Below are 26,456 nucleotides of genomic sequence, written 5' to 3'. Positions count from 1 at the left end.
CGCTACCCGGCCTTCACCAGAATCGTGGCGACCGCGGCGGCATACGTGCCCGCCAGCCAGCCACCCGCGTTGACCGCCATGCCGACCCGCGCCCCCTCGACCTGCCGCCCCCCGGCCCGGCCGAGCAACTGGTCGTACAGCTCGACGAGTTGCGCGCATCCCGTGGCACCGATCGGATGCCCCCGGCTCATCAGCCCGCCGTCCGTATTGACGGGGATCCGGCCGCCCAGGGCCGTGACACCGTTCCTGACCAGCACATGTCCCTCACCGGGCGGACACAGGCCGATCTCCTCGTACTGCAGCACCTCCGCCGGTGCGGCGGCGTCGTGCAGTTCCAGCAGATGCAGGTCCCCGGGGCCGAGCGCGGCGTCCTCGAAGGCCGCCAGGGCCGCGGCGGCGACCGGCCGGGAGTCCTCGCCGTTCCCGGCGGCCGTCCGGGTCGCGCGGATCGCGCAGCGGCCCGTGGCATGCCGACGCGCGTACGACGCGGAGCACAGGACCACGGCAGCGGCCCCGTCGGTGGTGGGCGAGCACATCGGCAGGGTCAGCGGATCGACCACCGTCCGTGCGGCCAGCACCTCCTCCAGGGTCTGCGGCTGCCGGTACTGTGCCAGCGGATTGAGCGACGCGTGGCGCCGGTTCTTCACGGCCACGGCGGCGAAATCCTCGATCGTGGCGTCGTAGGTGTCGAGATACCGCTTGGCCTCGTGCGCGTACATCTCGACGAACACCGAGTTCTTCGGCGGCGCGTCGCTGTCGCCGCGCCGTCCGGTGGTGGTGACGTCGGTGGCGCCGCGCAGCGCGTCGAACGTGCGCGCCTTGTCCTCGTGGGACATCTTCTCGACGCCGACGACCACGGCCACATCGCACCGTCCGGCCAGTATGACCTCGTACGCCAGGTTCACCGCCGAACTGCCGGAGGCGCACGCGTTCTCCACGTTGACCAGCGGCACCCCGGCCAGGGCGGTGTCCCGCAGCGCGACCTGGCCGCGGATCATCTCCTGTCCGGAGACCAGTCCGGCCGCCGCGTTGGCGGCGAAGACGCGCTGGACGCCGGATGCCGGGATCCCCGCGTCGGCGAGCGCCTGGTCGGTGACCGCGGCCACCATCGTCCGCTCGCCGCGCCGGAGATCCTTGCCGAAGCGGGTCATGCCGACGCCGGCGATCAGTACCTCGTTCATGATGCGCAACTCCTCTCTGTGCCGCTGCCGTTCATCGCAGGACCGGCCCGAACCAGGCCACCGGGCGCCGCCTGGCCTCGTGCGCGGCTGCCGGACGGAACTCGACCGGCGCGTCGCACGTGTACGCGTCCCAGCCGCCGTCCGCACCGGGCCACAGCCGGCCGAGCAACTGGACGCCCTCCGACAGCTTGACCACGCCGAGCGCGTACGGGGTGTCCTCGCCGAACCCGGTGGGTTCGCCGAGCCGTTGGACGGTGAAGCTGTGCAGCACACCCCGGCCGTACGACACCACCCAGTCCAGGTCGCCCGCATGGCAGAAGGGGCAGAGGTGGCGCGGGTACATGATGGCCCGGTCGCACCCCTTGCAGTGCTGGAGCATCAGCTCGCCGCGGACGAGGCCCTCGTAGTAGGGCTCGGTGATCGCCGCCATTCCGGGGCCCACTTCCGGTCCCGTCGGTGCCATTCCCGGGACCATTCCCGAGCCCGCTTCCGGGCCCGCTTCCGGGCCTCCGTCCGGTCCGTCCGCCGGTCCGCTCATCGTGTCACCCGTTCCAGGAGAAGTACCTGACTGTCCATGTAGGTCCCGCCGGAACCACCGCACACCGCGCGCCGCGCCCCCTCGACCTGCCGCTCCGGCCCGGCCCTGCCGAGCAACTGCCGTACGCCCTCGGCGAGCAGCGCCGTTCCGCCGCCCACCCCGGTGTGCCCGGCGGACAGCAGGCCCCCGTTGGTGTTGACGGGCAGCCGGCCGCCGGGCGAGAACGCGCCGGCGGCGAACATCCGGGCGGCCTCGCCGACGGGGGCCAGACCGAGTCCCTCCAGCGCGACGGTCAGCACCCCCGCGTAGGAGTCGTACACCTCGGCGACATCGGCGTCCTCGGGCCCCCACCCCGCCTGCTCGTACGCCTGGGCCGCCGCGGCCGGCCAGCCGAGCACCGCGAGGTCCTCCTCCTGGCCGATGCTGTAGTGCGACACGCACCCACCCGATCCGGCGACCCGTACCCATGGTTCGCCGCCGGCACGCGCCCGCGCGGCACTCGTGAGGACGAGGCCGACCGCGCCGTCGGCCATCATCGGGCACTCGAAGGCGTGCAGCGGGTCGGAGACCAGCCGTGACCCGAGCACCTGGTCGACGGTGAGTTCCCGGTCCCGGTACATGGCGTTCGGATTGAGCCGCGCCCACGCGCGCAGGGCGACACACACCGAGGCCATGTCCCGGGGTGTCGATCCGCTCACCGCCATGTAGCGGCGGGCGATGAGCGCGCCCACGGCGTTGAAGGACAGCCCCGTCACCTTCTCCCATTCGCGGGGGATGCCGTTGGCGGTCAGCATGTCGATCATCTCGCCGACCGGTGCCGAGCCCCACTTCTCGGCCTGGAGGACCAGTACGTTGCGCGCGTATCCCGCGGCGATCAGCGAGGCGGCGGTGCGTACGGTGTTGTCGCTGGTCGAGCCGCCGGAGTGCAGCATCACACTGCTCTTGACCCGTCCGCCCAGGCCGAGTTCCTCGACCACCCGCGAGAAGATCAGGTCGGCCTGGTCGGCGGGGGAGTGCAGACAGGGGATGAGCAGCAGGGTGTCGATGTCGGACAGGGCCAGACCGGCGTCGCGTACGGCGGCGAGCGCGACCTCGACGAGGCCGCCCATGAAGGACCGGTCGGGGTAGCGCCCCGACGGCAGTTCGCCGATGCCGACGAACGCGGCCTCGTCCGGGGACGGCGGGAACGCGGGAGCCAGGGATGCGGGGGCCGGGGATGCGGGGGGTACGGGGGGTACGGGGGCAGGCACCGTGGGTTCTCCTCCTCGGGGGATGCTGCGCGTGGGCCGTGGTGGCGAGTGGGGCACCGCTATGACCGCCGCCGGGCGAGCAGCACCATGCGGAACGTCATGACGTCCTCGTCCTTCTGGTTGAGGACGGTGTAGTCGAGGCGGAGCGTCCCGTGGGTCGGTCTGCTGCCGGGCTCGGTGGCCGCCACCTCGGCCCGCGCCCGGATGGTGTCACCCGGGCGCACGGGGGCCAGCGCGCGCAGCCCCTGGCATTCGAGGAACGCGACGACGGCGTCGCCGAGGAAGCCGGTCAGCGCGATCTGCCCGACGGCCAGGGCGAAGGTCAGCGGTCCGTGGGCGATGCGGCCGCCGAATCTGGTGCCCCGGCCGTACTCCTCGTTGACGTGCAACGGGTAGTGGTCCCCGGTGAGTCCGGCGAACGCGGAGATGTCCGCGATGTCGACCGTGCGCCCGGGCGAGAGCACCGTGTCACCGACCGCGAAGTCCTCGAAGTACTGCCGCGTCCGGTTGAAGGTGCCGCTCACAGGCTGGTCGCTCGCAGGCGGGTCACTCACAGGCCGGCCGCTCGCGGACCGGCCGCTCACCGCGTTCACCGGTCGAGGGCGGCGAGCGCCTCGTGGGCCAGGCCGAGTCCGAGCTGCTCGTGCAGCAGCCGTTTGATCTCATGGGTGAGTACGACCCGGGAGAACCGGCGGGCGAGCGCCGGCCCCGCGGCGATCCCCGCGGCCAGTTCCCTGGCCCGGGGCAGCACCTTCCCGGGCGGCAGAACCTCGTTGACCACGCCGTGGTCCAGGGCCTGGCGGGCGCCGATCTCCTGCCCGGTCAGCAGGAAGTAACGGCCCCTGGTCGGGCCGAGCACATGGGTCCAGACCACATGGGCGCCGTCGCCGGGGACGATTCCGGACGGGAAGTGGGGGCCATCCTTGAACACGGTGGTCTCCGACGCGAGGACGATGTCGCTCAGCACCGGGATCTCGGGGTGGACGAGAGCCGGTCCGTTGATCGCCGCGACCACCGGCACCTCGATGTTCATCAGGTTGGTGAGCAGCCGCTTGCCCTCGAACATGACATGGGACCAGTCGCCGGGTGTCCCCAACTGGAAGCTGCCGAAGTCGATTTCGGCACAGAAGGCCGACCCGGCGCCGGTCAGTACGACCGCTTTGTTGCCGGGGTCGCAGGATATGTCGGTGAAGCAGTAGGCGAGTTCGTCGTGTGCCTGCGAGGTCCAGATCAGGCTGTCGCCGCCGGTGTGCAGGGTGACCTGCAGAACGCCGTCGTCGTCCCGTTCGAGGCGGATGTTCTCGTACCGTTCGGAGTACTCGTCGAACAGCGGGCCGATGGACATGGTCACCCTCCTGAACAATCAGTTGCTTGTACGGCACCGGGCCGGACGAATGGTGTGAACCGGCGCCGCCGGATCCGCCAGCCGTCCGTGGTGCGCGTGAACTCGTCGTCGTACCGGCCGATGGTGATCAGGCGGACCGCGGGCGGCGCGACCCGCAGTGCGACGACGTACGCGGTGCCGCTCGCGCCGTCCCCGGTGCCCCGCACCAGGACGTTGGAGACCAGGTGCCGTGTGCCGGGCGAGCGCTCCGCGGCCCCGCGGACCAGGTCCGCCAGCGCCGCCGCTCCCCGCACCGGCTCGGCGCCCGCCACCTCGAACGCGCCGTCCTCGGTGTACAGCGCGGCGAACGCTTCGGGCCGCGCCTCGTCGTACGCGTACGCGAGGCGCGCGTACAGGTCGGTGACCTCCCGTTGGTCGGTGTCGCCCAGCACTCGTGAGTCCGTGGTCATGTGCCGCTCCCTTCCGCGGTACGGGCCAGGCCCGCGCCGCTCGCCGAACGCAGCGCCGTCCGGCCGCGCAGGAACGCGCGCGGGCTGTTCGCGGCGAACACACCGGTCAGCCGCCCGCGGTCCGTGTAGTGCACGACGAAGGCGTCCGCGTCCAGCGCGCCCGAGACCACCGCGGCCTCCGAGCCGGGGCCGGCGTACCCGGCGAACTGGAGCCGCAGGTCGCCCTGGTCCGACCAGAAGAAGCCGTCGTCCTGGACCGGGGCAGGAGCACCGCCGGTGATGGTCCCGGCCACGCGTACCGCACTGTCCGCGGCGGCGGTCCAGTGGCCGATCGGCCGGCACACCCCGCTCCCGCCGGTCTCCCCGCTCCGTCCGGTCCCGTCGCTCCTGGTGTCGTCGTGGCGGCACACCACGTCTCCCACGCCGAGCACGGCCGGATCCGAGGCGCGTCCGTCGTGGTCGCAGACGAGTCCGCGATGGATGCCGAGTCCGGCCGCGGAGAGCCAGCCGGTGTCACGGACCACACCGACGCCGACGACCACGACATCGGCGGTGACCTGCGAACCGTCGTCGAGCCGCAGAATCCGCGCACCGGCCGCGGCGGAGGCGCTCCGGACCGTCACGCCGCAGCGGAACGAGATCCCGCGTGCGGTGTGCCAGGACATCAGCCGACGGGCCGGTCCCTCGCCGACGGCCGTGGCGAGCGGCAGTGCGACGGCCTCGACGACGGTCACCTCACAGCCCAGCGCGCGGGCCGCACAGGCCACTTCCAGCCCGATGAAGCCTCCTCCGACCAGTACGACCCGGCGCCCCGCCGTGAGCGCCCCGGCCAGCCGCCGGGAGTCGGCCGCCGTCCGCAGATAGTGCACGGCGGGCGACGGGGGCAGCGCGGCCAGCTCCCGCGGCCGGGAACCCGTCGCCACCACCAGTCGGTCGAAGGCCGCCTCCGAGCCGTCGGCGAGCCCCACGGTTCCGGCGGCGAGATCGGCCGCGACGACCCGCTTGCCGAGGACCAGCTCGATGCCCCGCGCCGTATAGGCATCGAGCCGGTCCTCGAACCGGATCGCCTCCCCGCCCCGCCGGCCCGTCAGGTAGGCCTTGGACAACGGAGGCCGGTCGTAGGGGAGTTCACTCTCCTCGGAGAACAGCCGGATGCGTCCTTCGTAGCCGAGGTCGCGCAGCGTCTGCGCGGTGCGGACCCCGGCGAGTCCCGCACCGTCGGACACTGCCGCGGCGTGCCTCACCGCACTGCCATCGGGCTCTGCGACGCCGTCGGTCACCGCGGTGCCGTCCGCCGTCGCGGAGGCCGGAGTCGCCATGCCGCCGCCGTCGGCCGTCGCCCATTCCGCGAGCCGGTACTTCCGCACCCGCCCGGTCACCGTGACCGGCAGCTCGGATTCCTCGACGAACCGCACGACGGCGGGCACCTTGAACCTGGCCAGCCGCCCGGAGCAGTACCCGACCAGCTCGTCCGGGTCGGGTGGCGCTCCGCTCCCCTCGGGCACGATCCACGCGCAGCCGACCTCGCCCATCCGCTCGTGCGGGACGCCGACGACATACGCCGCCCGCACCCCCGGATGCTCCCGCAACACCGCCTCGACCTCGCCGGGCATGACCAGTTCGGAGCCGCAGCGGTACGACTCCTTACGCCTCCCGGTGAGCGTCAGATAGCCCTGCTCGTCGAAGCGCCCCAGGTCTCCGGTGCGCAGCCAGCCGCCGGCGTCCAGGGCGGCGGCCGTCTCCTCGGGCTTGTTGTAGTAACCGGAGGTCACCGCCGGGCCCTTCACCACCAGCTCGCCGACCTCGCCCGTCGCCACCTCCTCGCCGGTCGCCGGGTCGACGGCCCGGTACGCGGCGAGCACACCGCCCAGCCCGGGATCGCCGGCGACCCCGGCGGGCTTGGGGCACCCGTTGGTCGTCCTCAGCCGTTCGACCGGGTCGCCGGGCCGGGTGCACAAGGTGGAAGCGGTGGTCTCGGTCTGCCCGTACGCGGTGAAGATCTCCGCCACGTCCAGCACCTCCGCCATCTGTGCCCACATGCCGGGCGGGTGGGCGGCGCCGGAGGAGAACATCGTGGTCAGCGACGACAGGTCGTACGGTCCTGACCTCGCCTCGGAGAGCACCACACCGGTCATGGCCGGTACGCAGATGAGCTCGTCGATACGGTGCCTGCCGATCGCCCGCAGTGTCCCTTCGGCGCTGAACACCGTGTGCGGACAGACGGCCCCGCCCACGAACAGCACGGGGAGCGTCGCCTCCACGTACCCGAAGACGTGGTGGATCGGCAGCGCGGTCAGGATGCGCCGCCCGTCCTGGAACGCGCGGGTGTAGGCGCTCGCGTACGCCGTGCGCAGCACCGCGTCGTGCTGGAGCAGCACCCCTTTCGACATGCCGGTGGTGCCCGACGTGTACAGCAGGTCCGAGGCGGCGAACGGGTCGGCGGCGGCCGTGCGTTCCAGGACCTCCGCGTCGCCGATCGCCGCCCCGAGCCGTACGAGTTCCTCCAGGGACCGGCCCCTGGCGGGCGGCCCGTCCGTCCCCCGTACGACGACCTCACGGAGCCGGGGGAGCACGGCGGCGCCCGCGTGCTCCTCCCAGCCGGGCGCGATCCGGTCGAGTGCGTCGAGGTAGTCGAGCTCCCGGAACGAGTCCATGGTGATCAGCAGGACGGCGTCGGACTGGCGCAGGACGTACCGCAGTTCCTCGTGCCGCAGCAGGAAGTTGACGGACACGGACACCGCGCCGAGCCGGGCGACCGCGTACTTGAGGGCGATGATGTCCGGAAAGTTGGCCAGGTCGACGGCGACGTGGTCGCCCGCCCGCACTCCCAGCGCCATCAGCCCGGCGGCCAGTCGGACGGAGCGCCGCCGTACCTCGGTGTAGGTGTGGACGTGATCATCGGTCAGGATCAACGGGCGCTTGGCGAACTCCGCTGCTGCCGCGTCGAGTTGCTGGGCGGTGGTGCGTGGTGTCCACACCGGGTGCCGCGCCTCCAGGGCGGCACGCCGTTCCTGTGGAGGGGGGAGTGTCGTCATTGAGGTGGTGCCGTCCCTTCCATCGCCGTTGACGGACGAAGCCGGTCGATCTCCTCCGGGGAGAGCCCGGCTTCGGAGAGGATCTCCTCGGTGTGCTCGCCCGGAGCGGGTGGCTGGCGCATCGGGCAGTCGGCGCCGGTGTCGATCGGCAGCCGCAGCTGCTTCAGACCGTGGACACGCCCCCGGGCCGCGTCGCGCACGATGCCGCGCTCCACGGTCACGGGGTGCTCCAGGGCCTCGGCCAGTGTGTGGACCGCCGCGGCCGGTACGCCCGCCGCGACGATGCGGTCCAGCCAGTATCCTGACGGTGCGCCGCGCAGTCGCTCCTCGATCGGTCCGGCCAGTTCCGCGCGCCGTGCCACCCGGTCGGCCACGCGCCGGAACCGGGGGTCCGCCGCCAGTCCTGGCAGGTCCAGCGCCGTACACAACCGGGCGAACAGCCGGTCCGTGGCCGCCGCGATCATGATCGATCCGTCGGCGGTCCGGAACGCCTCGTACGGAGCGGTACTGGGGGCCGCGGAGCCGAGCCGTGGCGGAAACGTCCCGGTGCCCAGATAGCCCATGATCTGATGGGCCATCAGGAAGAAGCCGCTGTCGACGAGGCCGGCCTCCAGCCGCTGTGCGCCGGGCTCGTCGGGGCGCCGGGCCAGTGCCGCCATGACGGCGACGGCCGCCCACATGCCGGTGGACATGTCCACCACCGAGGGCGCGGCCCGTGCCGGTCGCCCGTCGGGGTCGCCGGTCATCTCCATGATTCCGGTGAACGCCTGTATCAGGGCGTCGTAGCCGGCCAGTTCACGGCCGAGCGCACCCTCGCCGAACGCGCTCACCGAGCAGTACACCACGCGCGGGGCCGTCCGCCGCAGGTCGTCGAAGCCCAGGCCGAGCCGGTCGGCCACACCCGGCCGGAAGGACTGTACGACGACATCGGCACCCCGGGCGATCCGCAGCACCGCGTCCCGGCCGGCCGGGGTGCGGAGGTCGACGGCGGCGCTGCGCTTGTTGCGGTTGAGTGCCAGGAACACCGTGCTGTCGGTGCCCCAGTGGGGCGGTAGCCGACGGGTGGCCTCGCCGGTTCCCGGTGGTTCGACCTTCACCACGTCCGCGCCGAGGTCGGCGAGAATCATGCAGGCCAGCGGGCCGGCGATGTTCTCGCTGAGATCCACCACGCGCAGTCCGCGATAGGTGCGTTCGAGACTCAATGGTCCCCTTCCCAGGAATCGGCCGCACTCGGGCGTCAGGGAAAAACAAACACTTGTTAGTACTAGCAGCGACCACTACGGTGGTCAACAACCGTGCTGCAAAGGGGCGGACGAAAAGCGGGACGGGCGAAAAGCGGGACTGACGATCCTACGGCGAAGGGCCTGGCATGGATTTCCGGTTCACCGACGAGCAGCGACTGTGGAGCGACACCCTGCACACCTTCATGGAGCGGGAGGTGGGCCGCGAGTACACCCGCAAGCACGACGAGTCGCGGGAGTTTCCCGAGGAGGCGTACCGGAAGTTCGCCGAGCGGGGCTGGCTGGGGCTGCTGATCCCCGAGGAGTACGGCGGCCTGGAGGCGGACCCGGTGATGTACGCGATCTTCTGCGAGGCGATCGCCACGTACAGCCTCGACTTCGCCGCCGCCGTGATGACCTCGATGTTCACCGCCACCAACATCGCCAACCACGGCACCGCCGAGCAGCGCGAGCGCTACCTCGGCGGATTCCTGCGCGGCGACATCAAGTTCAGTGTCTCCATCACCGAACCGGGCGCCGGCTCGGACGCGGCCGGTCTGCGGACCAGTGCGGTGGCCGACGGCGACCACTTCGTCCTCAACGGCAACAAGGTGTTCTGCTCGGGCGCCCATGTACCCGGCACCGTGATCACGGTGCTGGCCAGGACGGGACCCGACCGGCACAAAGGGCTGAGCCTGATCCTCGTACCCAACAACGAGCCCGGCGTGGACATCCGCAAGCTCAACACCATCGTCCGCCGGAGCCTCGGCACCACCGAGATCTTCCTGACCGACGTACGGGTACCGCGCGAGAACCTCCTCGGCGAGGTCGGCGGCGGCTGGACGTACATCGGTGAGCACCTGGAGTACGAGCGCCTCGCATTGGCCGCCAGCTACGTGGGCAACGCCCGCACCGCGCTCGACGACACGGTCACGTACACCTCCGGGCGCACCCAGTTCGGCCGCCCGCTGTCGTCGTTCCAGGTCCTCAAGCACCGGATGGCGGAGAACGAGTGCGAGATCGAGGCGGCCCGTCTGCTGGTCTACAGCGCCGCCACGAAGATGGCCCGCGGCGAACGGGCGGTCAAGGAGGTCTCCATGGCGAAGGTGTTCGCCGCGGACGTGGCCTTCAAGACGTCGTTCAACGGCATGCAGGCCCTGGGCGGTTACGCCCAGTTGCCCGAGTACGACATGGAGCGCTACTTCCGCGAGGCCAAGCACGCCATGGTCGGCGGCGGCACCAGTGAGATCCAACGAAGCATCATCGCCAAGGAGATGGGCCTGTGACCCCTGCGGACACGCGCACGGTGTCGGTGGCCGACCGGGTGCGGACGGTCGACCACATCGGGATCGCGGTACCGTCCGTGGCCGAGGCCGTACCGCTCTTCGTCGATCTGCTCGGCGGCCGGTTCCTGTCCGGCGGGGACAACGACGAACGCGGGATCCGGCTTCTGCACCTGGCCCTCGGCCAGTTCAAGATCGAGCTGCTGCAGCCGCTGCGGGCCGACGCCGCGGTGGCCGCCTTCCTGGACGGCCGGGGGCCGGGGTTCCACCATCTGACCCTGTTCGTGGACGACGTACCGCAGACGGTCGAGGCCCTGGCGGCGAGCGGTTACGCGCCCACGGGGACCGACACCGCCTCGCCGCGCTGGAGCGAGACGTTCCTGCCGCCACGGTCGACCTTCGGCACTCTGCTGCAGTTCACCTCGACCACCACCCGCTGGGACGTTCCCGCCCAGGACTACGGGCTGCGGGATGTGCTGGCCGGGCGGGTCGTCTGGCGCGACTACGTGGCGTGCCTGCGCGACGACAGGTGAGGACAGCGCTCAGACACGATCGCCGGAGCCGGAGCCGGAGCCGGAGCCGGAGCCGGAGCCGGAGCCGGAGCCGGAGCCGGTCTCGGCCTCGGCTCCGGCCTCGGCTCCGGCCTCGGCCTCCGGGTCGGCGTCGCCGGCGGCGTGGAACGAGATCGCCTCGGTGGGGCAGTCGTAGGCGGCCCGTCGCAGCGCCCCCGTCTCACCGTCGCCCACCGTCGCGCGCTTCAGCACGACGAGTCCCTCGTCGTCGATGTCGAACGCGCCGGCCAGGGCCATGACGCAGTTGCCGTACCCCTGGCACCGTTCGCGGTCGACCCTGATCCTGATCACGCGGGCTCCTCCTCGCCGATCCGCCGGGCGATCTCACGGTGGAACGCGGTCAGCCGGCTCTCGGCGGTGTTGAACATGCTGCCTCGGAAGCCGAGCGACCCGATCACCGTCGAGATGTCGTTGATCACCTCGGCGTCCTCGTTGAGGACGTCGAGGAACTGCTGCCAGTCCCGCCGGTTGTGCCGGTCCCACTGCTCCGCGGTCTTCCCCGCGGGCGGCGGTCCGACGACCTCGTACGCGCACAGCTCCGTCTCGTCCACCGACACCGGCCAGGCACTCCACATCTGGAGGTGGGTGGGGAAGCAGCTGAAGATGGTGTTCGGGAAGACCAGGTAGTGGCACAGGTGGGAGGCGCGGTGGTCGTCCGTCGCCTTCGCCCGCTCGGTGTACCCGCGGATCGGGAGCGTCATCCACGAATGCGGTGAGCTGATCCGCAGCACGGCGTCCCGCCACATCACCAGGCCGGCGAGGGTGTGGGGGTGGGTGAAGGGCACGTGCCAGGTCTCGTTGAAGCCGTCGACGGCGATCTTCCAGTTCACCTTCAGGCGGACCGACGTACGGAAGCGCGTGGTGAAGCCCTCCAGGCCGTACCCCGCGAGTTCGGTGCCGATGGCGCCGAGGTGGTCGAGGAGCGGCGGCACGTCGTCGGAGAGCGCCAGCCAGATCCACCCGGCCCACTCCGTCACCTGAACGGCGGGGGCGCGCAGCCCGCGCAGCGCTTCCTCGTCGAAGCTCTCGCGCAGCGGCACCGCGCCGACCACGCCCTCCAGGTCGTACACGAAGCCGTGCCAGGGGCAGGTGAACCGGGCCCGGCCGCAGTTGCCCGAGCCGTTGACCAGCCGGGCCCCGCGGTGCTGGCACACGTTGTGCCAGGCACGTACCGAACCGTCGTCGAGCCGGGTGATGACGATCGACTGCCCGATCCGGTCCCAGGTGAGGAAGTCACGCGCGCGCGGCAGGTCCCCGGACGGATGGACCGGGAACCAGGAGTGATGGAAGACCGCGGTGAGTTCGGAGCGGTAGCGGTCCGGGTCGGTGTAGACGGACGCGTCCCATCGGCTCGGGGGGAGGGGGTACTGCTGCTCCGCTGCCGTGAGGCCGGTCTTCGGCGATGTCTGCGTCACGGTGTCCACACTCTCCATCGTGGTGGGTGGCTCGTAGCTGTAGAGCTAAGCAAACAATCATTTGTTTGTACGGTAGTCACGGGCTCCCCGCACTGTCAACGCGGTACAGGTGCTCGGCCGACAGCCGTTCGCGCAGCTCCCGTTTGAGGACTTTCCCGTAGGCGTTACGCGGCAGTTCGTCCACCCAGACGACCTGTTTGGGCACGCGGTACCCGGCCAGCGAGGCACGGCAGCCGGCCACGATCTCCTCGTCGGCGGGCGGGGTCCGGTCCGGCTCCGGTACGAGTACGGCGGTGACCGCCTCGCCCCAGATCCGGTGGGGCAGCCCCACCACGGCGGCGTCACGCACCCCTGCCAGCCCGAGCAGGACCTCCTCGACCTCGCGGGCGTACACATTCGACCCGCCGGTGACGATCATGTCCTTCTTGCGGTCGACGAGGAAGAGGTACCCCCGCTCGTCGAGGAAGCCGATGTCCCCGGTGTGCAGCCAGCCGTCCGCGAGCGCCGCCGCGGATTCGCCGGGGCGGTTCCAGTAACCGGCCATGGTCTGCGGGGCCCGGGCGAGGATCTCCCCGGCCCGGCCCGGGGGGAGGGGCGCGCCCGTCCCGTCCACGACCACGAGCGTGACGCCGGGCAGGACGCGCCCCGCGGAGCGGACCAGCGGCAGCCGCGGATCGCGTGCCGCCCGGCGATGGTCCGCCTGGTCCAGGACGGTGAAGAACATCGGTGACTCCATCTGCGCGAACGACTGCACCAGCCGCCCGTCGAGGACGTCGGCCGCCTCGCGCAGGGTCTCCGGGTCGATGGGTGACCCGGCGTAGTAGACGCGCCGCAGGGCCGGCGGTGGGGTGTATCCGGCGGGCAGCGCGTCCAGCAGCATCCTGATCATCGACGGAACCATGAAGAGCCCCGTGACGCCCGCCTCGTCGAAGAGCGTGGCGGTGCGCGTGGCGTCGTACGAGCCGGCCAGCAGACTGTGTCCGCCGGTCATCAGGGTGGGCAGCAGCAGGAACCCCGAGCCGTGGGTGAGCGGGGCGGCGTGCAGGATCACCTCGTCCGGGCCGAAGTCCAGGACGCGCAGGGCGGTTTCGGCCACGCTCCGCCACGCGTGGTGCGTCAGGACGACCGCCTTGGGCAGCCCGGTGGTGCCGGAGGTGTACATCAGGGAGGCCGCGTCGTGCCCGTGGGCGGCGACGGGTTCGGCGGCCGGCTCGCCGGTGGAGCGCAGCGCCCGCAGCGATCCGGGGCCGGCGGTGTCCGTCCGGACGACCGTCAGACCGGGCAGGCTCTTCGCTTCCGGCAGGCGGTCGAGGAACGCCCCGGTGGTGACCAGCACCCTGCTGCCCGAGTCGGACAGCATGTGTGCGTAGTCCGTGCGCAGCAGCCGGACGTTCAACGGGACCACGACCAGCCCGGCGGCCAGCGCGCCGAGAAAGGTCTCCACGTACTCGACACAGTTGGGCAGCAGCAGGGCCAGCCGGTCGCCCGGCCCGGCCCCCAGGGCGCGCAGACCGCCCGCCGTCGCGGCGACCCTGTCCCGTAGCCCGGCATAGCTGAGCACGCCGTCCGGGCGGTCCACCTCGGTGACGCAGATCCGGTCGGGGTGGACCTGGGCGGCCGCCCAGAGTGTCCCGGCCGCCGTGGTCGCGGCATGCGCTGTCGACGACGACTCGCTCATGTTCGTCACCTCTCTGGGAGACCCGGTACGGGCGGAGCCATTGCGGTGGGCGTCGGGGAGAATCCCCTCAAGTCGACGATAACAAACGACTGTTTGTTTTCAGGGTGGGTGGCGACGGGTCGTCCGCTTGACATCGGGTCTCCATGAACAAACACTCGTTTGGTAAACCGCTGGAGGTGCGCATGATCGGTGACACCGTGGTGGTGGACGCTGTGGTCCACCCGTACAACCTCTCGTCCGAGAATCGGAATCCGGATGCCGCGGAGCAGTTGGAATCGGTCTACGCCGCCCATCTCCTGGCGACCGGGGACGCGCGGGAGCTCCGGGACTACCGGCTCGACCGCGACGAGTTCTTCTCCGACTTCCCGTTCGAGGCGATCGCCGGCTCGCTGTTCGTGGAGAGCCCCGTGGACCTGGCGGTCATACACGCCCTGCCCAACCTCGGATTCGCCCGTGACTACGTCACCGACCCTCGGCGCGCCGCCGCGTTCAGGTCCCGCCACCCGGACCGCTTTCTGCTCTACGCGACGGTCGACACCCCGGTCACCGATGCGGCGATCGCCCAACTCGAATGGCAGGTGAGCGAGTTCGGGGTGGACGGGCTGAAGCTCTACCCCGCGTTCTTCTACGGTGGCACGGGGGAGGGGTGGCGCCTGGACGGCGCCGACTTCGCCACCCCGCTGCTGGAGGCCGCCCGCGATCTCGGCATCCGCAATGTCGCCGTGCACAAGGCGCTGTGGCTGCCGCCCGCGCCGCGCAGCGCCTTCGGCATCGACGACCTGAGCGCGCCGCTGGAACGCTTTCCCGAGCTGAACTTCCATGTCGTGCACGCGGGAGCGGCGTTCCTGGAGCACACCGCGGCTTTGCTGGGCCGGCACCGTAACCTGTACGCCACGCTGGAGTCGGTGTTCGCCTACGCCGTCGTCCGGCCGCGCGTCTTCGCCAAGATCCTGGGCACGCTGTTGCAGGCCTGCGGCGCCGGCCAACTGATGTACGGAAGCGGCTCGAACCTCAGTCATCCCGCGCCGCTGCTCGCCGCGTTCCGCGACTACCGCTTCCCGCGCGAGACGCTCGACGAGTACGGCTTCCGGCAGATCACCGCGCGGGACCGGGAGCTGATCCTCGGCGGCACCGCGCTGCGGGTGCACGGGCTGGACGCGGCCGAGGTGGTCCGGCGCACCGCCGGCGACGCGTTCGCGCGGGCCCGCTCCCGCGACGGTGGCGCCCCACCCTGGGGGTATCTGCGGGCCGGCCGCGCGACGCGGGCGCGCGGATGACGGCCGACGGCGGTGGCGCGGCCGCCTCCCTGGAGGACCGGATCCGTGGCCAGCTGCGGAAGGTTCCCGAACCGTGCGCCCTGCTGATGCGGGACCCCCTGGACATCTGCGAGATGGGGCTGGTCGAAGAGATCCGGTACGCGGCGGGGCGGGTCCGGATCACCCTGGTGCTCACGGACACGTCGTGCGTCCACTTCACCGGAATGCGCCGCTTCATCACCGACGTACTGCTGGAGCTGCCCGAGGTAGACGTCGTGGAGGTCGGGATCTCCCGGACGGTGCTGTGGACACCGGACCGTCGGCGGAGCGCGGGAGGGCCGTCGCGGACACGGCCTCAGCCGCCGTCGCGGCCATGTCCGGAAGCCTTGCCCGTCAAGGCTGTTGACAGTGCATGAGACGCGTCCTAGCTTGCAAACGACTGTTTGTTTGTGTGTCATGAAGGCGGACGCACCGTAGATTCCGGTGGAGGACCTCACATGGATACCGAGCGGTTCGGACGAGACATCGAGAAGGACTTCGACATCGACGATCCGGCATTCAACGAGAACTTCTACGACGTGCTGGACACCCTGGTCGCGCGGTGCCCGGTCGCGCACAGCAAGGTCGGGAACGGCTATGCGCTGATCAACCGGTACGAGGACGTCCGCAGGGCCGGGCAGGACTGGCAGACGTTCAGCAGCGCCAAGGGCTTCCAGCCCAACCGCCCCGCGGGCCTGCCCTATCTCTACCCGGAGGAGTCCGACCCGCCGTACCACGACAACTGGCGCCGGGTCCTGAGCCCGTACTTCTCCCCGAACGCCGTGAAGGGCTTCGACGAACAGATCCGGGCCGACGCCAACGACCTCATCGACTCCTTCGTCGACCGGGGTGAGTGCGAGTTCATCAGCGACTTCGCTTCCGAACTGCCCGGGCGCGCCTTCTTCAAGAACCTGATCGGCGTCCCGGTGGAGGATCTGCCGATGCTGGTCGAGGCGATGGAGACCGGCATCTACGGTCCCGTCGACAAGCGTGCGGCGGCCTTCGGCCGGGCCCTGGGCTACCTCGGCGAATTCCTCGCCCGGCGGCGGGACGAGCCCTCGCGCGGCGATCTCGTCGATGTGATCGCCGCGGGGGTCGAGCGTGACGGCGAGCCGTGTCCGTGGGAGGACCGGGTCAGCGTCATCACCGACCTGACCTTCGGCGGCATCGCCACCACGACCTTCGTCATGGCCGGCGCGATGCTGCATCTGGCCACCCATCCGGAGGACCGCGACAGACTGGTCCGGGACCCGGGCCTGATCCCGAACGCGGTGGAGGAGTTCGCCCGTTACTACCCGCCGGTGGTCGCCCTCGGCCGCACGGTCACCAAGGAGACCGAGATCGGCGGGCACCGGTTCAAGGAGGGCGATTACGTCCTGCTCAACTACGCCTCGGCCTCACGTGATCCGAAAGCACTCGACAACCCCGCCGAACTCGACATCGGCCGCGAGGACATCCTGCACACCTCCTTCGGCGTCGGTCCGCACCGGTGCATCGGCTCGCACCTGGCCCGCCTCGAACTGCGGGTCGTCCTGGAGGAGTTCCTGCGCCGGATCCCGGACTTCTCCGTCAAGGAAGGCACCACCCAGGAGTACGAGACCGGTGTGCTGCGCACGATGACATCGCTGCACCTGGTGTTCCCCGGCCGGCGGGCGGGAGGCGCGGGCCGATGAAGTACACCGTCGACGGCTCGCTGTGCACGGGCCACGGGCGCTGCTACACCCTGGCACCCGACGTCTACCTCCCCGATGACGAGGGCTACAACCTGCGCCGCGACGACACCGTCGAGATCGCGCCGGGCCAGGAGGCCGGTGCCCGGCGCGGAGCGCGCGGCTGCCCCGAGCGGGCGATCGGACTCGACGGCTGACCGGTCGGCCGGAGCGGCTTCGGCAAACCGGTGCGCCTTCGGCGGATACGACGGCGCCGCTCCCCCCGATCGGTGGAGCGGCGCCTCGGCGCAGGGCGCGCCGTACGACTTCCGTACTCCTACTGCGCGGTCCAGCCCCCGTCCACGGTGAACACCTGACCCGTGACGAAGTCGGCGGCCGGCCCGAGCAGGTAGACGACCATGTTCCCGATGTCCTCCGGCTCACCGATGCGGCCGGCCGGGGTCGCGGCCTTCACCGCGGTCATCAGCCCGGGGGTGACATCACCGTGCATGGGGGTACGGATGACCCCGGGAGCGACCACGTTCACCTGGACGTTCCGCGCCGCGTACTCCACGGCGACCTGTCGCGACATGGCGATGACGCCGCCCTTGGCCGCCGAGTAGGCCAGCACGTCGGGCATGCCGATGAGCCCCGCCGTGGACGCGGTGTTCACGATCTTTCCGGACCCGGCGGCCAGCATGTGCCGGATCACCGCCCGCATCCCCAGCCACGGGCCCTTGAGGTCCACGCCGATGAGCCGGTCCCATCCCTCCTCGGTCTGTGTCAGCAGGGTGTCCGTGCTGGACACGATGCCGGCGATGTTGGCCAGGCCGTCGATCCGGCCGTGCGAGGACAGCACCTCGTCCACCACACTCCGCCACGCGCCGGCGTCGGTGATGTCGAGCGTGCGCGCCTCGGCCCCGCCACCGGCATCGGTGATGGCCGCCGCGGTCTCGTCGTGGCCCTTGACGTCCGTGGCGACGACGAACGCCCCCGCCGCGGCGGTGAGCCGCGCGGTCGCCCGGCCGATTCCCGAGCCCGCCCCCGTGATGAGGACGGTCCTTCCCTCAAGCGTGCTGACGTGCTGTCCACCGGCAGTCACGGCCTGCTCCTTCCGCTTGGTCGACCCGTCACGACGACAGGCCCGCGGGCCCAGGCCCGCAACGGATCCTCACGCTAGAACAAATGGTTGTTTGTTACAAGGCGGTGACGTGTCAGTCCTGTTGACACTCGTCAGGGGCGGAGCTACCTTCACAAACAATCAGTTGTTTGTTGACTGAGGATCGCTCGATGTGTCGCCCCCGCCGACGAGCGGCCGGCGGCCAGCACAGTACGAGGGGCGGGCCGCGGACGTTTCCCCGCGTCGCGCAGAAGGCTCCGACCGGCACCCGGTCCGCCCGCGTCCCCATCGGTCGAGTGAGAAGGAGGGCACCCATGAGCGCCCCCGATACCGTCGTGGCTCCCACCACGGGCCATGGCTCGAATCCCGCCGGTCGGGCGGAACCCGACCTCCGGAGCATGAGCCGCAACTCCCAGCTCCTCATCGCGTGGTGCGGGCCCGCGATGGTCGTCCTGTTCGCGATCGGCAGCGTGTGGCTCGCGCGCTACTTCCCGCCCGCCATCCATCCGGGCGACTCCGCGGAGCAGGTGGCGCGGTACTACCAGGACCACGCGACCCCTATCCGTATCGGCCTCGTCCTCTCCACCATGGCCTACGCGCTGATGGGCGTGTGGGGTGTGTGCGTGGCCGTCCAGACCCGGCGCAAGGAAGGACTCTTCCCGGCGCTGACCTACGTACAGCTGACCTGCATGGCCGCGGGCACCGCGCAGATCGTCGTGAACTGCGGCCTCTGGGCGACGGCGGCCTTCCGGGCCGGCGAGGTGTCACCCGAGATCACCCAGGCGTTCAACGACGCGGCCTACATCATCCTGCTCGGCACATGGCCGCCGTTCACCATCTGGGCCGTCGCACTCGGGCTGAACATCCTGCTGGACAGGACCGACGCCCCCGTCTACCCGCGTTGGACGGGCTACTTCAGCATCTGGGCCGGTGTCTGCTTCATCCCGGGCGGCACCGTCTGGTTCTTCAAGGACGGGCCGTTCGGCTGGACCGGCGTGGTGTGCCTCTGGATACCGTTCGTCGTCTTCGGCATGTGGGTCCTGTACTTCAGCTACCTCTCGATGCGGAACGTCAGGAACGGCTTCGTACACGAGCAGGAACCGGCTCGTGGAGCCGGTGAACGAGAGCCGGCCGGCGTGTCGTGACCGGGTCCACCCGGACTCCGGATTCCTTCGCCGATCCGTTCGTGTCACGCGTCGCCCCGAGGGGGCCCGTGCGGCCCTCCCGGGGCGACGGCCGGGTACCCGGGGAGACCGGCATCTGGGTCTTCATCTTCGGAGACCTCGTCGTCTTCACCGTGTTCTTCTGCGTGTTCGTCCACGAGCGGTCGCGCAGCCCGGAGGAGTTCGAGCGGGGCCGCCAGGCCCTGAGCCTCACGTTCGGCACGGTCAACACCCTGCTGCTGCTCACCGGATCGGTGTGCGTCGTGATGGGCCTGCACGCGCTGCGCCGGGGGGCCGCCCGGTCGGGCGCGTGGTCGTTCGCCGTCACGCTGCTCTGCGGAGCGGGCTTCGTGGTCGACAAGTACCTGGAGTACGCGCACGAGATCCAGGCCGGGCACGGGCCGTCGGTGAACGTCTTCTTCATGTACTACTTCGTCCTCACGGGCATCCACCTGCTCCATCTGCTGATCGGGATGGCCGCCCTGGTGATCATGTACAGGATCGCCCGTACCCCTGTTCCCGGCGCCAAGGAGATGCGTGTCCTCGAAGCCGGAGGCTGCTACTGGCATCTCGTGGACCTGCTCTGGATCGTCCTCTTCGCACTGCTCTACCTGATGAGGTGACGCCCGTGCCGACCTCCGTGCCGACACCCGCCGCGGCCCGCACGGCCAGACACCGCGCCGTCCTCGTATGGCTCGCCCTCATGGGCGCGACAGCGGTGTCCTGGTACCTCGGCGACGGCCACGGTGCCCGGCAGGCGGCGACCGTGGGCGTACTGACGGTGGCCTTCCTCAAGGTGTACCTGGTCGGCCGCTACTTCATGGAGCTCTCCCAGGCGCCGAGAGCGCTGCGCCTGCTGTTCGGCGGATGGACCGTCGTGGTGTGCGCGGTGCTCGTGACCATGTATCTCGTCGGCGACCGCTGAGGGGGCAGGCGAGCCCGGGGCGGGGGCACCCGCCCCGCGGCCCCGGGCGACGCTCACCGCGCCTGGCCGGCCGCCGCCAGGACATCCTGCGTGTCGGCGCCGAGGGCGGGCGCCGGCCGGGCCGGCGGCACCGGGTCGCGGGAGAAGGAGAGGGGCGAGCCCGGCGCGAGGTAGGTCCCGACGCCGGGCTGCTCGATCCACGAGAACATGGGGTTGTCGGGGGAGCAGCGCTCGTCCTCCGCCACGAGCTGCCGGAAGGTCTGGTACGGACCCCACAGCGCGCCCGATCCCGCGAACGCGGCACGGACCTCGGCGAGGGTGCGCGCGGCGAACCAGGGTTCCAGCACCGCGGCGAGCGCGTGCCGGGCGGCGTAGCGGCCGCCCTCCGTGGTGAGGTCGGCGTCCACGAGCTCGCCGGCGAGCCTCAGCTTCCCGGTCAGCCCGGTCGCCCGGCCGAGCGCGTCGAACTGCCGGGTCGTGATGGCCACGACCATGACCGAGCGCCCGTCGGAGGTGGCGAAGTCCCGCCCGAACGCCCCGTACAGGGCATTGCCGACGGGTTCCCGGGAGACGCCGTTGATCTGGACATCGGCGAGGTAGCCGAGGTTGCCGACCGTGGCGAGCATGACGTCGGAGAGGGCCAGGGTGACTTCCTGGCCTTCCCCCGTGGCCTGCCGCCGCCGCTCGGCGGCGAGCAGACCGGTCGTCAGATAGAGCCCGGCGGCGATGTCCCAGGCCGGCAGGACATGGTTGACCGGGGCCTCGGTGGCGCCGGTGGCGTGCGGGAAACCGCTGGCGCAGTTCACCGAGTAGTCGACGGCGGGGGAGCCGTCGTGGTTGCCCAGCAGCCGCATCATGATCAGATCGGGCCTGCGGGCCGACAGCAGGTCGTACGAGAGCAGGCCGCGCGCCGGGAGGTTGGTGACGACGATGCCGCCGCCCTCTCCCGCGGCGCAGATGATGTCGGCCGCGGCCCGCTGCCCCTCGGGGGTGTCCAGCGGCAGGGCGACCGACCGTTTGCCCTTGTTGAGGCTCGCCCAGTACAGGCTCGCGCCGTCCTCGGTCCGCGGCCAGCGGTGCTGGTCCATGCCGCCCCGCAGCGGGTCGATCCGGATCACCTCGGCGCCGAGCTGGGCCAGCGTCATCCCGGCCAGGGGAGCGGCGACGAACGCCGGGAGCTCCACGATCCGGAGCCCGGCCAGCGGGCCGGGGCGCGGCTCAGGCGCGTTCGAAGACGGCGGCAATGCCCTGACCTCCTCCGACGCACATGGTCTCCAGGCCGTAGCGGGCGCCGCGGCGTTCCATCTCGTACAGCAGCGTGGTCATGATCCGGACGCCGGTGGCGCCGACGGGGTGGCCGAGGGAGATGCCGGAGCCGTTCACGTTGACCCGCTCGGAGTCGTCGTCGACGCCCCACTCCCGCAGCACGGCCAGGACCTGGCAGGCGAACGCCTCGTTGACCTCGATCAGATCCATGTCGTCGAGGGTCAGGCCGAGCCTCCGCAGCAGCCGGGCGGTGGCGGGCACCGGGCCGATGCCCATACGGGAGGGCTCGCAGCCGGCGGCGGACCAGCCGCCGAGGAAGGCGACCGGGGTGAGACCGAGTTCCTCCAGCCGGTCCTCGGACACCACGAGGCAGGCCGCGGCGGCGTCGTTCTGCTGGCAGGCGTTGCCGGCCGTCACGGTGCCGCCCGGCTCGACGGGGCGCAGCCGCGCCAGTTCCTCCTCGGTGGAGCCGGGCCGTACGCCCTCGTCACGGTCGACGGTCAGCGGGTCGCCCTTGCGCCGGGGGACGGTGACGGGGACGACTTCGCGGGCGAAGCGGCCCGCCTCCCAGGCGGCGGCGGCCCTGCGGTGGCTGCGCGCGGCGTAGGCGTCGGACTCCTCGCGGGTGATCCCGTAGGCGCGGGCCAGGTTCTCGGCCGTCTCGATCATGCCGGAGATCCGGCCGAACCGGTGCTCGGGCTGGGCGCGTTCGCGGCCCCGGTCGAGCCGGTCGTGGAACGTGGTGGAGCCGAAGCGGCCGCCCCAGCGCATGTCGGTGCTGTAGTACTCGACGTTGCTCATGCTCTCCACGCCACCGGCGACGACGACGTCGGCGGCCCCGGAGGTCACCATCATGGCGGCGGTGGCGACGGACTGGAGCCCGCCGCCGCAGCGCCGGTCGAGCTGCATGCCGGGCACCTCGACGGGGAAGCCGGCCTCCAGGGCGATCCAGCGGCCGACGCAGGGCGTCTCGCTGCTCGCGTAGGACTGGGCGAAGACGACGTCCTCGACACGGCCGGGATCGATCCCGGCCCGGGCGACCGTCTCCGTCGCCACGGCGGCTCCCAGTTTCTCCACCGGCACCGGACGCAGGGCGCCGCCGAAGGCGCCGATGGGGGTACGGACGGGGGCGACGATCGCCGCGCGGGTCATGACTGGTTCTCCTGTTCACTCGTCGAGGGGGCCGAGCCGGGGAAGGCCCGGAAGGCGGGGGCCCGGCGGGCCAGGAACGCGGCGGTGCCCTCGGCGCTCTCGGCGGAGGTGAACGCCTCGTCGCTGGCACGCAGGGAGAGTTCGATCAGCTCGTCCTCCGTGAGGTCGTGCGCGGCGTCGACCACCGACTTGCACAGCGCCATGGCCCGGGGCGGCCGGTCCAGCAGGGTCCGCGCCAGCTCCAGGGCCGCCGCGCGGGATCCGCCGCGGGGTACGACCCGGTTGACGAGCCCCCACTCCAGGGCGGTCGCCGCGGTGACCGGCTCGCCGAGCAGCTGCATCTCCTTGGCCCGGCCCGCGCCGATGCGGCGGGCGACGCGGAACGTGCCGCCGCTGCCGGGGAACACACCGAGCTTGATCTCCGGTGAGCCGATCGCGATGTGTTCCTCGGCGACGACCAGGTCGCAGCAGACCGCGATCTCCAGGCCGCCGCCCAGGGTGTGACCGTTGAGCGCGGCCACCGTGGGCCGGGGGAGGGCCGCGAGCCGCGCGAACAGCTCCTGCTGCGGCCGGAGTTTGCGGGCCACCGCCTCGCCGGGCGCCCGCATCCCCGCGAACTCGGCGATGTCGGAACCGGCGCAGAACGCGCGGTCGCCGTCGCCGGTGAGGACGACGACGCGCGCCTCGGGGTCGGCCTCCACGGCGTCCAGGGCCCGGCTCAGGCCACGGGTCATGCCGGCGTTCCACACATGCAGCGGAGGATTGTCCAGGACGAGCAGCGCCACCCCGTCCCGCACACTGAGCCGTACGTCCGCGCTCACCGGGTTCCCTCCGCTCCGCCGTCGCCGGCCTCGGCCAGCAGGTCCAGGGCGCGGCGGGCCACGGGAGCGTCGACCATCAGGCCGTCCACCCGGATCGCGCCCGCGCCCCGCTCCCGCGCCCGCCAGGCGTCCGCGATCCGGCGGGCGCCGCTCACCTCCGGTACGGACGGCAGCCAGGCCGCGTTGACGGCGGCGACCTGCGCGGGGTGCACACAGAGCGCGCCGGTGGCGCCGAGTTCCCTGGCCTGGCGGGCCGCGCGGGTCAGCTCCTCGCCGCCGTCCAGGGTGGCCAGCGAGACGGGCAGCGCGTAGGAGGCGACGCCGGCCGCCGCGGCGGCGAGCGCGATCCAGCGGCACGGCTCGGTGAGCACCGCCGGCGTCGGGGCCACCCCGAGGCGCAGGGAGAAGTCCTCGCTGCCCAGGGCCAGTCCGCGGACGCGGGGCGCGGTGGCCAGCGCGGACAGCGCGAACAGCGCGGCGGGCGACTCGATCAGCGGCACGATCCCCACCGAGCCCTCGGGCAGGCCGCGTTCCCGCTCCAGCGCGGTCAGGGCGGCGGCGGCGTCGGCGACTTCGGCCGGGTCCTCGGCCTTGGGCAGGACGACCGCCCGCAGGCCGGGGCCGACGGCCGCGCGCAGGTCCCGTTCGCGCTCCGCCGCGCCGGAGTTGACCCGTACCGTCACCCGCTGGTCCAGCGCGGCCAGCCGTACCAGCTGCCCGGGCAGCTTCTGCCGCGCCGCTTCCTTCCCGGCCTCGGACACCGAGTCCTCCAGGTCGAGGACGAGCGCGTGGGCACCGCGCCGGTGTGCGCCGGAGAGGAGCCGTTCGTTGTCGGCGGGGACGAAGAGCAGGGACCGCCATGGAGTACTGCCGGTCATACGGCGTCCACCTCCGCGCTCATCACAGTCCGCCCGCGGTCGTCGGCGGCGCGCAGCCGCGCGCCGCCGGGCACGGGGGTGGCGTGCAGGACGAGTGCGTGCCCGTCGAAGGCGGGGCGGACCGCGCGGAACCGGAAGCCGGTGACATGGGCGGCCGGCCGGTGGCGCAGGTAGTGGTCGAGCAGCAGGGTCGCGGTGAGCGGCGCGTGCACGACGAGACCGGGATACCCCTCCTCCTCGCGGGCGTACGGGCGGTCGTAGTGGATGCGGTGGCTGTTGAAGGTCAGCGCCGAGTACTGGAAGAGCAGCACCGGGTCGGGTACGAGGGAACGCCGCCACCGCCCCGGCGGCTGTTCCTCCTCCTCCGCCCCGGCCGCGTCCCCGGGCGCGTCCGCGGCGGCGGTCGGCGCGGCGCGGTAGACGAGGTCCTGGCGTTCGGTGAGGACGCTCGCGCCGTTCTGGCGCAGCGTGTGGTCGACGGTGACGAGGACCAGCGGCCCGCTGCGGCCCTCGCGCCGCCTCACCCGGGCGATGACCGAGGTGCGGTGGACGGGGACGCCGGTCCGCAGCGGTGCGGCGAAGGCGAGTTCCCCGCCGCCCCACATCCGGCGCGGCAGTTCGACGGGCGGCAGGAAGCCGCCCGTGCGGGGGTGACCGTCGGGGCCCAGCTCGCCGCGCGGTACGCGGGGGCGGAAGCAGAGCCAGTGCAGGAGCGGGGGCAGCGGGGCGGCCGCGTCGGCGGCGGGCCGGTCCAGCAGGGCGGCGAGGGCGGCGGGTGACCCGGGGTCCGGGGTGTCCTCGGCCTCCTCGCTCCTGCCCTCCCGGTCGCCGGGGTCGGGCGGCGGAGTCATGCGGTGGTTCCCTTCAGCTCGATGCGTTCGATACGGCCGGTGATCAGCAGGAAGGAGAGCGCGGCGCCCAGCCCGGAGAGGCCGACGAAGAGGAGCGCGCCGTCGAAGGACCCGGTGATGTCGACCACGTATCCGATGATGATGGGGGTGGTGATGCCGGCGAGATTGGCGAAGGTGTTGAACAGTCCGCCGGACAGGCCCGCCGCCTCCTTGGGCGAGGTGTCGGACACGGTGGTCCAGCCCAGGCTGCCGAGTCCCTTGCCGAAGAAGGCGACCGCCATCAGGACGATGATGACCGTCCGGCTGTCGGTCCAGGCACAGGCGACGATGCAGACGGACAGGGTCAGACCGGACACGATCGGGATCTTGCGGGCCGCCGTCACCGACATGCCGCGGCGCAGCAGCGAGTCGGAGAGGAGGCCGCCGAGTATGCCGCCGACGAATCCGAAGAGCGCGGGGATGGCCGCGGTGAAGCCGGCTTCCAGCAGCGGCATTCCCAGCCCCTTGAGCAGGTAGATGGGGAACCAGGTGAGGAAGAAGTAGACGATCGTGGTGATGAAGAACTGGCCGAGGTAGATGCCGATCATCATCCGGCTGCTGAGGAGCTGGCGGACCACGGACCAGGTGCTCAGGCCGTGCGAGGAGCCCACGGGGGTGGCCTGTTCGATGTCGACCAGGGCGCCGCCCTCCACGAGGTGGGCGAGTTCGCCCTCGGAGACGCGGGCGTGGTCGCGGGGCTGGCGGTAGACGGCCCACCACAGGATGCTCAGGGCGATGCCGATGCCGCCCATGACGAAGTAGGCCGAGGGCCAGCCCCAGCTGTGGGTCAGCCAGGCCATGAACGGGGTGAACACGACGGGTGCGGCGTACTGCGCGGCGTTGAAGACGGCCGAGGCGGTGGCCCGTTCGGAGGCGGGGAACCAGGTCGCCACCACGCGCCCGTTGGTGGGGTACGCGGGCCCCTCGGCGATGCCGACCGCGATCCGCAGGACGAACAGGGCGATCAGCATCGAGCCGAGACCGAACAGCGGGACGAAGCCCTGGAGCAGCGTGGTCAGCGACCACAGGAAGATGCTGCCCGCGTACACCCGCCGGGCGCCCCAGCGGTCCACGATCCAGCCGCCGGGCAGCTGGGCGAGCATGTACGCCCAGGAGAAGGCGGAGAAGAGGTAGCCGAGGGTGACGTCGCTCATCCCGATGTCGCCCTGCATCTCCGAGCCGGTGATCGACAGGATCGCCCGGTCGGCGTTGTTGAGGGTCGAGACCAGGAACAGCAGTGCCACGATCAGGTAGCGGACCTTGGAGCGGCGGGCGGCGGCCGCGTCACCGGGACGCGCCGCTTTTTCGGCGGACGGGGAGGGAACGCTCAT

The 26,456-nt window shown here is 71.6% G+C and carries 27 protein-coding genes; 9 read left to right on the top strand and 18 right to left on the bottom strand.

The genetic code is table 11. The features are described 5' to 3' along the window. Positions 1 to 2: 2 nt before the first annotated feature. The 8 genes from ACFTZC_RS15250 to ACFTZC_RS15215 form a co-directional block, all read right to left on the bottom strand. Positions 3 to 1,181, bottom strand: a complete 1,179-nt coding sequence (locus tag ACFTZC_RS15250; protein ID WP_382889700.1) for a thiolase family protein — start codon at positions 1,179 to 1,181, stop codon at positions 3 to 5. Between the two features lie 31 nt (positions 1,182 to 1,212). Continuing rightward, positions 1,213 to 1,644, bottom strand: coding sequence for a Zn-ribbon domain-containing OB-fold protein (locus tag ACFTZC_RS15245; protein ID WP_382889698.1), 432 nt, complete (start codon positions 1,642 to 1,644; stop codon positions 1,213 to 1,215). 71 nt (positions 1,645 to 1,715) lie between these two features. Next, entirely contained in the window at positions 1,716 to 2,969 is a 1,254-nt protein-coding gene (locus ACFTZC_RS15240) for a thiolase family protein (protein WP_382889696.1), read from the bottom strand. A gap of 59 nt (positions 2,970 to 3,028) precedes the next feature. Further along, positions 3,029 to 3,493 (bottom strand): MaoC family dehydratase, encoded by a 465-nt coding sequence (locus tag ACFTZC_RS15235; RefSeq protein WP_382889694.1) that lies wholly within the window; start codon positions 3,491 to 3,493, stop codon positions 3,029 to 3,031. Positions 3,494 to 3,558: 65 nt separating this feature from the next. Next, positions 3,559 to 4,314, bottom strand: coding sequence for an enoyl-CoA hydratase/isomerase family protein (locus tag ACFTZC_RS15230; RefSeq protein WP_382889692.1), 756 nt, complete (start codon positions 4,312 to 4,314; stop codon positions 3,559 to 3,561). A gap of 2 nt (positions 4,315 to 4,316) precedes the next feature. Then, entirely contained in the window at positions 4,317 to 4,763 is a 447-nt protein-coding gene (locus ACFTZC_RS15225) for a nuclear transport factor 2 family protein (RefSeq protein WP_382889690.1), read from the bottom strand. After that, positions 4,760 to 7,798, bottom strand: a complete 3,039-nt coding sequence (locus ACFTZC_RS15220) for an AMP-binding protein (RefSeq protein WP_382889688.1) — start codon at positions 7,796 to 7,798, stop codon at positions 4,760 to 4,762. Before ACFTZC_RS15220 ends, ACFTZC_RS15225 begins: the two co-directional genes overlap by 4 nt. After that, positions 7,795 to 9,000: a CaiB/BaiF CoA transferase family protein gene (locus ACFTZC_RS15215; RefSeq protein WP_382889686.1), complete on the bottom strand. Its 1,206-nt coding sequence runs from the start codon at positions 8,998 to 9,000 to the stop codon at positions 7,795 to 7,797. Before ACFTZC_RS15215 ends, ACFTZC_RS15220 begins: the two co-directional genes overlap by 4 nt. A gap of 167 nt (positions 9,001 to 9,167) precedes the next feature. Between ACFTZC_RS15215 and ACFTZC_RS15210 the strand changes: the two genes are divergently transcribed. Both ACFTZC_RS15210 and ACFTZC_RS15205 read left to right on the top strand, forming a co-directional pair. After that, positions 9,168 to 10,304: an acyl-CoA dehydrogenase family protein gene (locus ACFTZC_RS15210; RefSeq protein ID WP_382889684.1), complete on the top strand. Its 1,137-nt coding sequence runs from the start codon at positions 9,168 to 9,170 to the stop codon at positions 10,302 to 10,304. Continuing rightward, a complete protein-coding gene (locus ACFTZC_RS15205) occupies positions 10,301 to 10,834 on the top strand; it encodes a VOC family protein (RefSeq protein WP_382889682.1) in 534 nt (177 codons plus the stop codon). The genes ACFTZC_RS15210 and ACFTZC_RS15205 overlap by 4 nt, the downstream gene beginning before the upstream one ends. Before the next feature lie 9 nt (positions 10,835 to 10,843). Here the strand turns inward: ACFTZC_RS15205 and ACFTZC_RS15200 are convergent, their stop codons facing one another. The 3 genes from ACFTZC_RS15200 to ACFTZC_RS15190 all read right to left on the bottom strand — a co-directional run bounded on the left by ACFTZC_RS15200 (position 10,844) and on the right by ACFTZC_RS15190 (position 13,966). Continuing rightward, on the bottom strand, positions 10,844 to 11,164 hold the full coding sequence (locus ACFTZC_RS15200; protein WP_382889679.1) for a ferredoxin: 321 nt from the start codon (positions 11,162 to 11,164) through the stop codon (positions 10,844 to 10,846). Next, entirely contained in the window at positions 11,161 to 12,288 is a 1,128-nt protein-coding gene (locus ACFTZC_RS15195; RefSeq protein ID WP_382889677.1) for an aromatic ring-hydroxylating dioxygenase subunit alpha, read from the bottom strand. The genes ACFTZC_RS15200 and ACFTZC_RS15195 overlap by 4 nt, the downstream gene beginning before the upstream one ends. Positions 12,289 to 12,364: 76 nt before the next feature. Beyond that, entirely contained in the window at positions 12,365 to 13,966 is a 1,602-nt protein-coding gene (locus tag ACFTZC_RS15190) for a class I adenylate-forming enzyme family protein (RefSeq protein ID WP_382889675.1), read from the bottom strand. A gap of 182 nt (positions 13,967 to 14,148) precedes the next feature. Here ACFTZC_RS15190 and ACFTZC_RS15185 point away from each other — a divergent pair, with 182 nt between their 5' ends. From ACFTZC_RS15185 to ACFTZC_RS15170, 4 genes are all read left to right on the top strand, one after another. After that, positions 14,149 to 15,243, top strand: coding sequence for an amidohydrolase family protein (locus tag ACFTZC_RS15185; RefSeq protein WP_382889673.1), 1,095 nt, complete (start codon positions 14,149 to 14,151; stop codon positions 15,241 to 15,243). Further along, a complete protein-coding gene (locus tag ACFTZC_RS15180; protein WP_382889671.1) occupies positions 15,240 to 15,638 on the top strand; it encodes an iron-sulfur cluster assembly protein in 399 nt (132 codons plus the stop codon). The genes ACFTZC_RS15185 and ACFTZC_RS15180 overlap by 4 nt, the downstream gene beginning before the upstream one ends. An 81-nt stretch (positions 15,639 to 15,719) precedes the next feature. Further along, positions 15,720 to 16,934 (top strand): cytochrome P450, encoded by a 1,215-nt coding sequence (locus ACFTZC_RS15175; RefSeq protein WP_382889669.1) that lies wholly within the window; start codon positions 15,720 to 15,722, stop codon positions 16,932 to 16,934. Continuing rightward, positions 16,931 to 17,128 carry a ferredoxin gene (locus ACFTZC_RS15170; protein WP_382889667.1) on the top strand — a complete coding sequence of 66 codons (198 nt, stop codon included), beginning with the start codon at positions 16,931 to 16,933 and terminating at the stop codon, positions 17,126 to 17,128. The genes ACFTZC_RS15175 and ACFTZC_RS15170 overlap by 4 nt, the downstream gene beginning before the upstream one ends. Before the next feature lie 119 nt (positions 17,129 to 17,247). Here the strand turns inward: ACFTZC_RS15170 and ACFTZC_RS15165 are convergent, their stop codons facing one another. After that, positions 17,248 to 18,012, bottom strand: coding sequence for an SDR family NAD(P)-dependent oxidoreductase (locus ACFTZC_RS15165; protein ID WP_382889665.1), 765 nt, complete (start codon positions 18,010 to 18,012; stop codon positions 17,248 to 17,250). A gap of 332 nt (positions 18,013 to 18,344) precedes the next feature. On the opposite strand from ACFTZC_RS15165, the gene ACFTZC_RS15160 reads away from it, so the two are divergent. The 3 genes from ACFTZC_RS15160 to ACFTZC_RS15150 all read left to right on the top strand — a co-directional run bounded on the left by ACFTZC_RS15160 (position 18,345) and on the right by ACFTZC_RS15150 (position 20,118). Further along, complete coding sequence (locus ACFTZC_RS15160) at positions 18,345 to 19,175, top strand: hypothetical protein (RefSeq protein WP_382889663.1); 831 nt, start codon at positions 18,345 to 18,347, stop codon at positions 19,173 to 19,175. A 68-nt stretch (positions 19,176 to 19,243) separates the two neighbouring features. After that, positions 19,244 to 19,816: a cytochrome c oxidase subunit 3 family protein gene (locus ACFTZC_RS15155; RefSeq protein WP_382889661.1), complete on the top strand. Its 573-nt coding sequence runs from the start codon at positions 19,244 to 19,246 to the stop codon at positions 19,814 to 19,816. A 5-nt stretch (positions 19,817 to 19,821) separates the two neighbouring features. Then, complete coding sequence (locus tag ACFTZC_RS15150; RefSeq protein WP_382889659.1) at positions 19,822 to 20,118, top strand: cytochrome C oxidase subunit IV family protein; 297 nt, start codon at positions 19,822 to 19,824, stop codon at positions 20,116 to 20,118. A 53-nt stretch (positions 20,119 to 20,171) separates the two neighbouring features. Here ACFTZC_RS15150 and ACFTZC_RS15145 read toward each other — a convergent pair whose 3' ends face one another. Genes ACFTZC_RS15145 through ACFTZC_RS15120 form a run of 6 tightly spaced genes read right to left on the bottom strand, consistent with a single transcriptional unit; the run spans position 20,172 to position 26,456 of the window. Next, entirely contained in the window at positions 20,172 to 21,362 is a 1,191-nt protein-coding gene (locus tag ACFTZC_RS15145; protein ID WP_382889657.1) for a CoA transferase, read from the bottom strand. Next, on the bottom strand, positions 21,337 to 22,536 hold the full coding sequence (locus tag ACFTZC_RS15140) for an acetyl-CoA C-acetyltransferase (RefSeq protein WP_382889655.1): 1,200 nt from the start codon (positions 22,534 to 22,536) through the stop codon (positions 21,337 to 21,339). Before ACFTZC_RS15140 ends, ACFTZC_RS15145 begins: the two co-directional genes overlap by 26 nt. Then, positions 22,533 to 23,357 carry an enoyl-CoA hydratase/isomerase family protein gene (locus ACFTZC_RS15135; RefSeq protein WP_382889653.1) on the bottom strand — a complete coding sequence of 275 codons (825 nt, stop codon included), beginning with the start codon at positions 23,355 to 23,357 and terminating at the stop codon, positions 22,533 to 22,535. The genes ACFTZC_RS15140 and ACFTZC_RS15135 overlap by 4 nt, the downstream gene beginning before the upstream one ends. Next, complete coding sequence (locus ACFTZC_RS15130; protein WP_382889651.1) at positions 23,354 to 24,235, bottom strand: HpcH/HpaI aldolase/citrate lyase family protein; 882 nt, start codon at positions 24,233 to 24,235, stop codon at positions 23,354 to 23,356. Before ACFTZC_RS15130 ends, ACFTZC_RS15135 begins: the two co-directional genes overlap by 4 nt. Continuing rightward, positions 24,232 to 25,086 carry a MaoC family dehydratase N-terminal domain-containing protein gene (locus ACFTZC_RS15125; protein WP_382889649.1) on the bottom strand — a complete coding sequence of 285 codons (855 nt, stop codon included), beginning with the start codon at positions 25,084 to 25,086 and terminating at the stop codon, positions 24,232 to 24,234. The genes ACFTZC_RS15130 and ACFTZC_RS15125 overlap by 4 nt, the downstream gene beginning before the upstream one ends. Then, positions 25,083 to 26,456 (bottom strand): MFS transporter, encoded by a 1,374-nt coding sequence (locus tag ACFTZC_RS15120; RefSeq protein WP_382889647.1) that lies wholly within the window; start codon positions 26,454 to 26,456, stop codon positions 25,083 to 25,085. The genes ACFTZC_RS15125 and ACFTZC_RS15120 overlap by 4 nt, the downstream gene beginning before the upstream one ends.

It is taken from the genome of Streptomyces sp. NPDC056987 (assembly GCF_042673865.1).
In the GTDB taxonomy this organism is placed as follows: domain Bacteria; phylum Actinomycetota; class Actinomycetes; order Streptomycetales; family Streptomycetaceae; genus Streptomyces.
The sequence above is the reverse complement of the archived record's forward strand: the minus strand, read 5'-3'. Positions and strand labels throughout refer to the sequence as shown.

Bases quoted from the DNA above. Each gene is read 5' to 3' on its own strand.
- ACFTZC_RS15250 (WP_382889700.1), bottom strand. From the start codon at position 1,181: ATGAACGAGGTACTGATCGCCGGCGTCGGCATGACCCGCTTCGGCAAG.
- ACFTZC_RS15245 (WP_382889698.1), bottom strand. From the start codon at position 1,644: ATGGCACCGACGGGACCGGAAGTGGGCCCCGGAATGGCGGCGATCACC.
- ACFTZC_RS15230 (WP_382889692.1), bottom strand. From the start codon at position 4,314: ATGTCCATCGGCCCGCTGTTCGACGAGTACTCCGAACGGTACGAGAAC.
- ACFTZC_RS15225 (WP_382889690.1), bottom strand. From the start codon at position 4,763: ATGACCACGGACTCACGAGTGCTGGGCGACACCGACCAACGGGAGGTC.
- ACFTZC_RS15220 (WP_382889688.1), bottom strand. From the start codon at position 7,798: ATGACGACACTCCCCCCTCCACAGGAACGGCGTGCCGCCCTGGAGGCG.
- ACFTZC_RS15210 (WP_382889684.1), top strand. From the start codon at position 9,168: ATGGATTTCCGGTTCACCGACGAGCAGCGACTGTGGAGCGACACCCTG.
- ACFTZC_RS15190 (WP_382889675.1), bottom strand. From the start codon at position 13,966: ATGAGCGAGTCGTCGTCGACAGCGCATGCCGCGACCACGGCGGCCGGG.
- ACFTZC_RS15185 (WP_382889673.1), top strand. From the start codon at position 14,149: ATGATCGGTGACACCGTGGTGGTGGACGCTGTGGTCCACCCGTACAAC.
- ACFTZC_RS15180 (WP_382889671.1), top strand. From the start codon at position 15,240: ATGACGGCCGACGGCGGTGGCGCGGCCGCCTCCCTGGAGGACCGGATC.
- ACFTZC_RS15175 (WP_382889669.1), top strand. From the start codon at position 15,720: ATGGATACCGAGCGGTTCGGACGAGACATCGAGAAGGACTTCGACATC.
- ACFTZC_RS15170 (WP_382889667.1), top strand. From the start codon at position 16,931: ATGAAGTACACCGTCGACGGCTCGCTGTGCACGGGCCACGGGCGCTGC.
- ACFTZC_RS15160 (WP_382889663.1), top strand. From the start codon at position 18,345: ATGAGCGCCCCCGATACCGTCGTGGCTCCCACCACGGGCCATGGCTCG.
- ACFTZC_RS15140 (WP_382889655.1), bottom strand. From the start codon at position 22,536: ATGACCCGCGCGGCGATCGTCGCCCCCGTCCGTACCCCCATCGGCGCC.
- ACFTZC_RS15130 (WP_382889651.1), bottom strand. From the start codon at position 24,235: ATGACCGGCAGTACTCCATGGCGGTCCCTGCTCTTCGTCCCCGCCGAC.
- ACFTZC_RS15125 (WP_382889649.1), bottom strand. From the start codon at position 25,086: ATGACTCCGCCGCCCGACCCCGGCGACCGGGAGGGCAGGAGCGAGGAG.
- ACFTZC_RS15120 (WP_382889647.1), bottom strand. From the start codon at position 26,456: ATGAGCGTTCCCTCCCCGTCCGCCGAAAAAGCGGCGCGTCCCGGTGAC.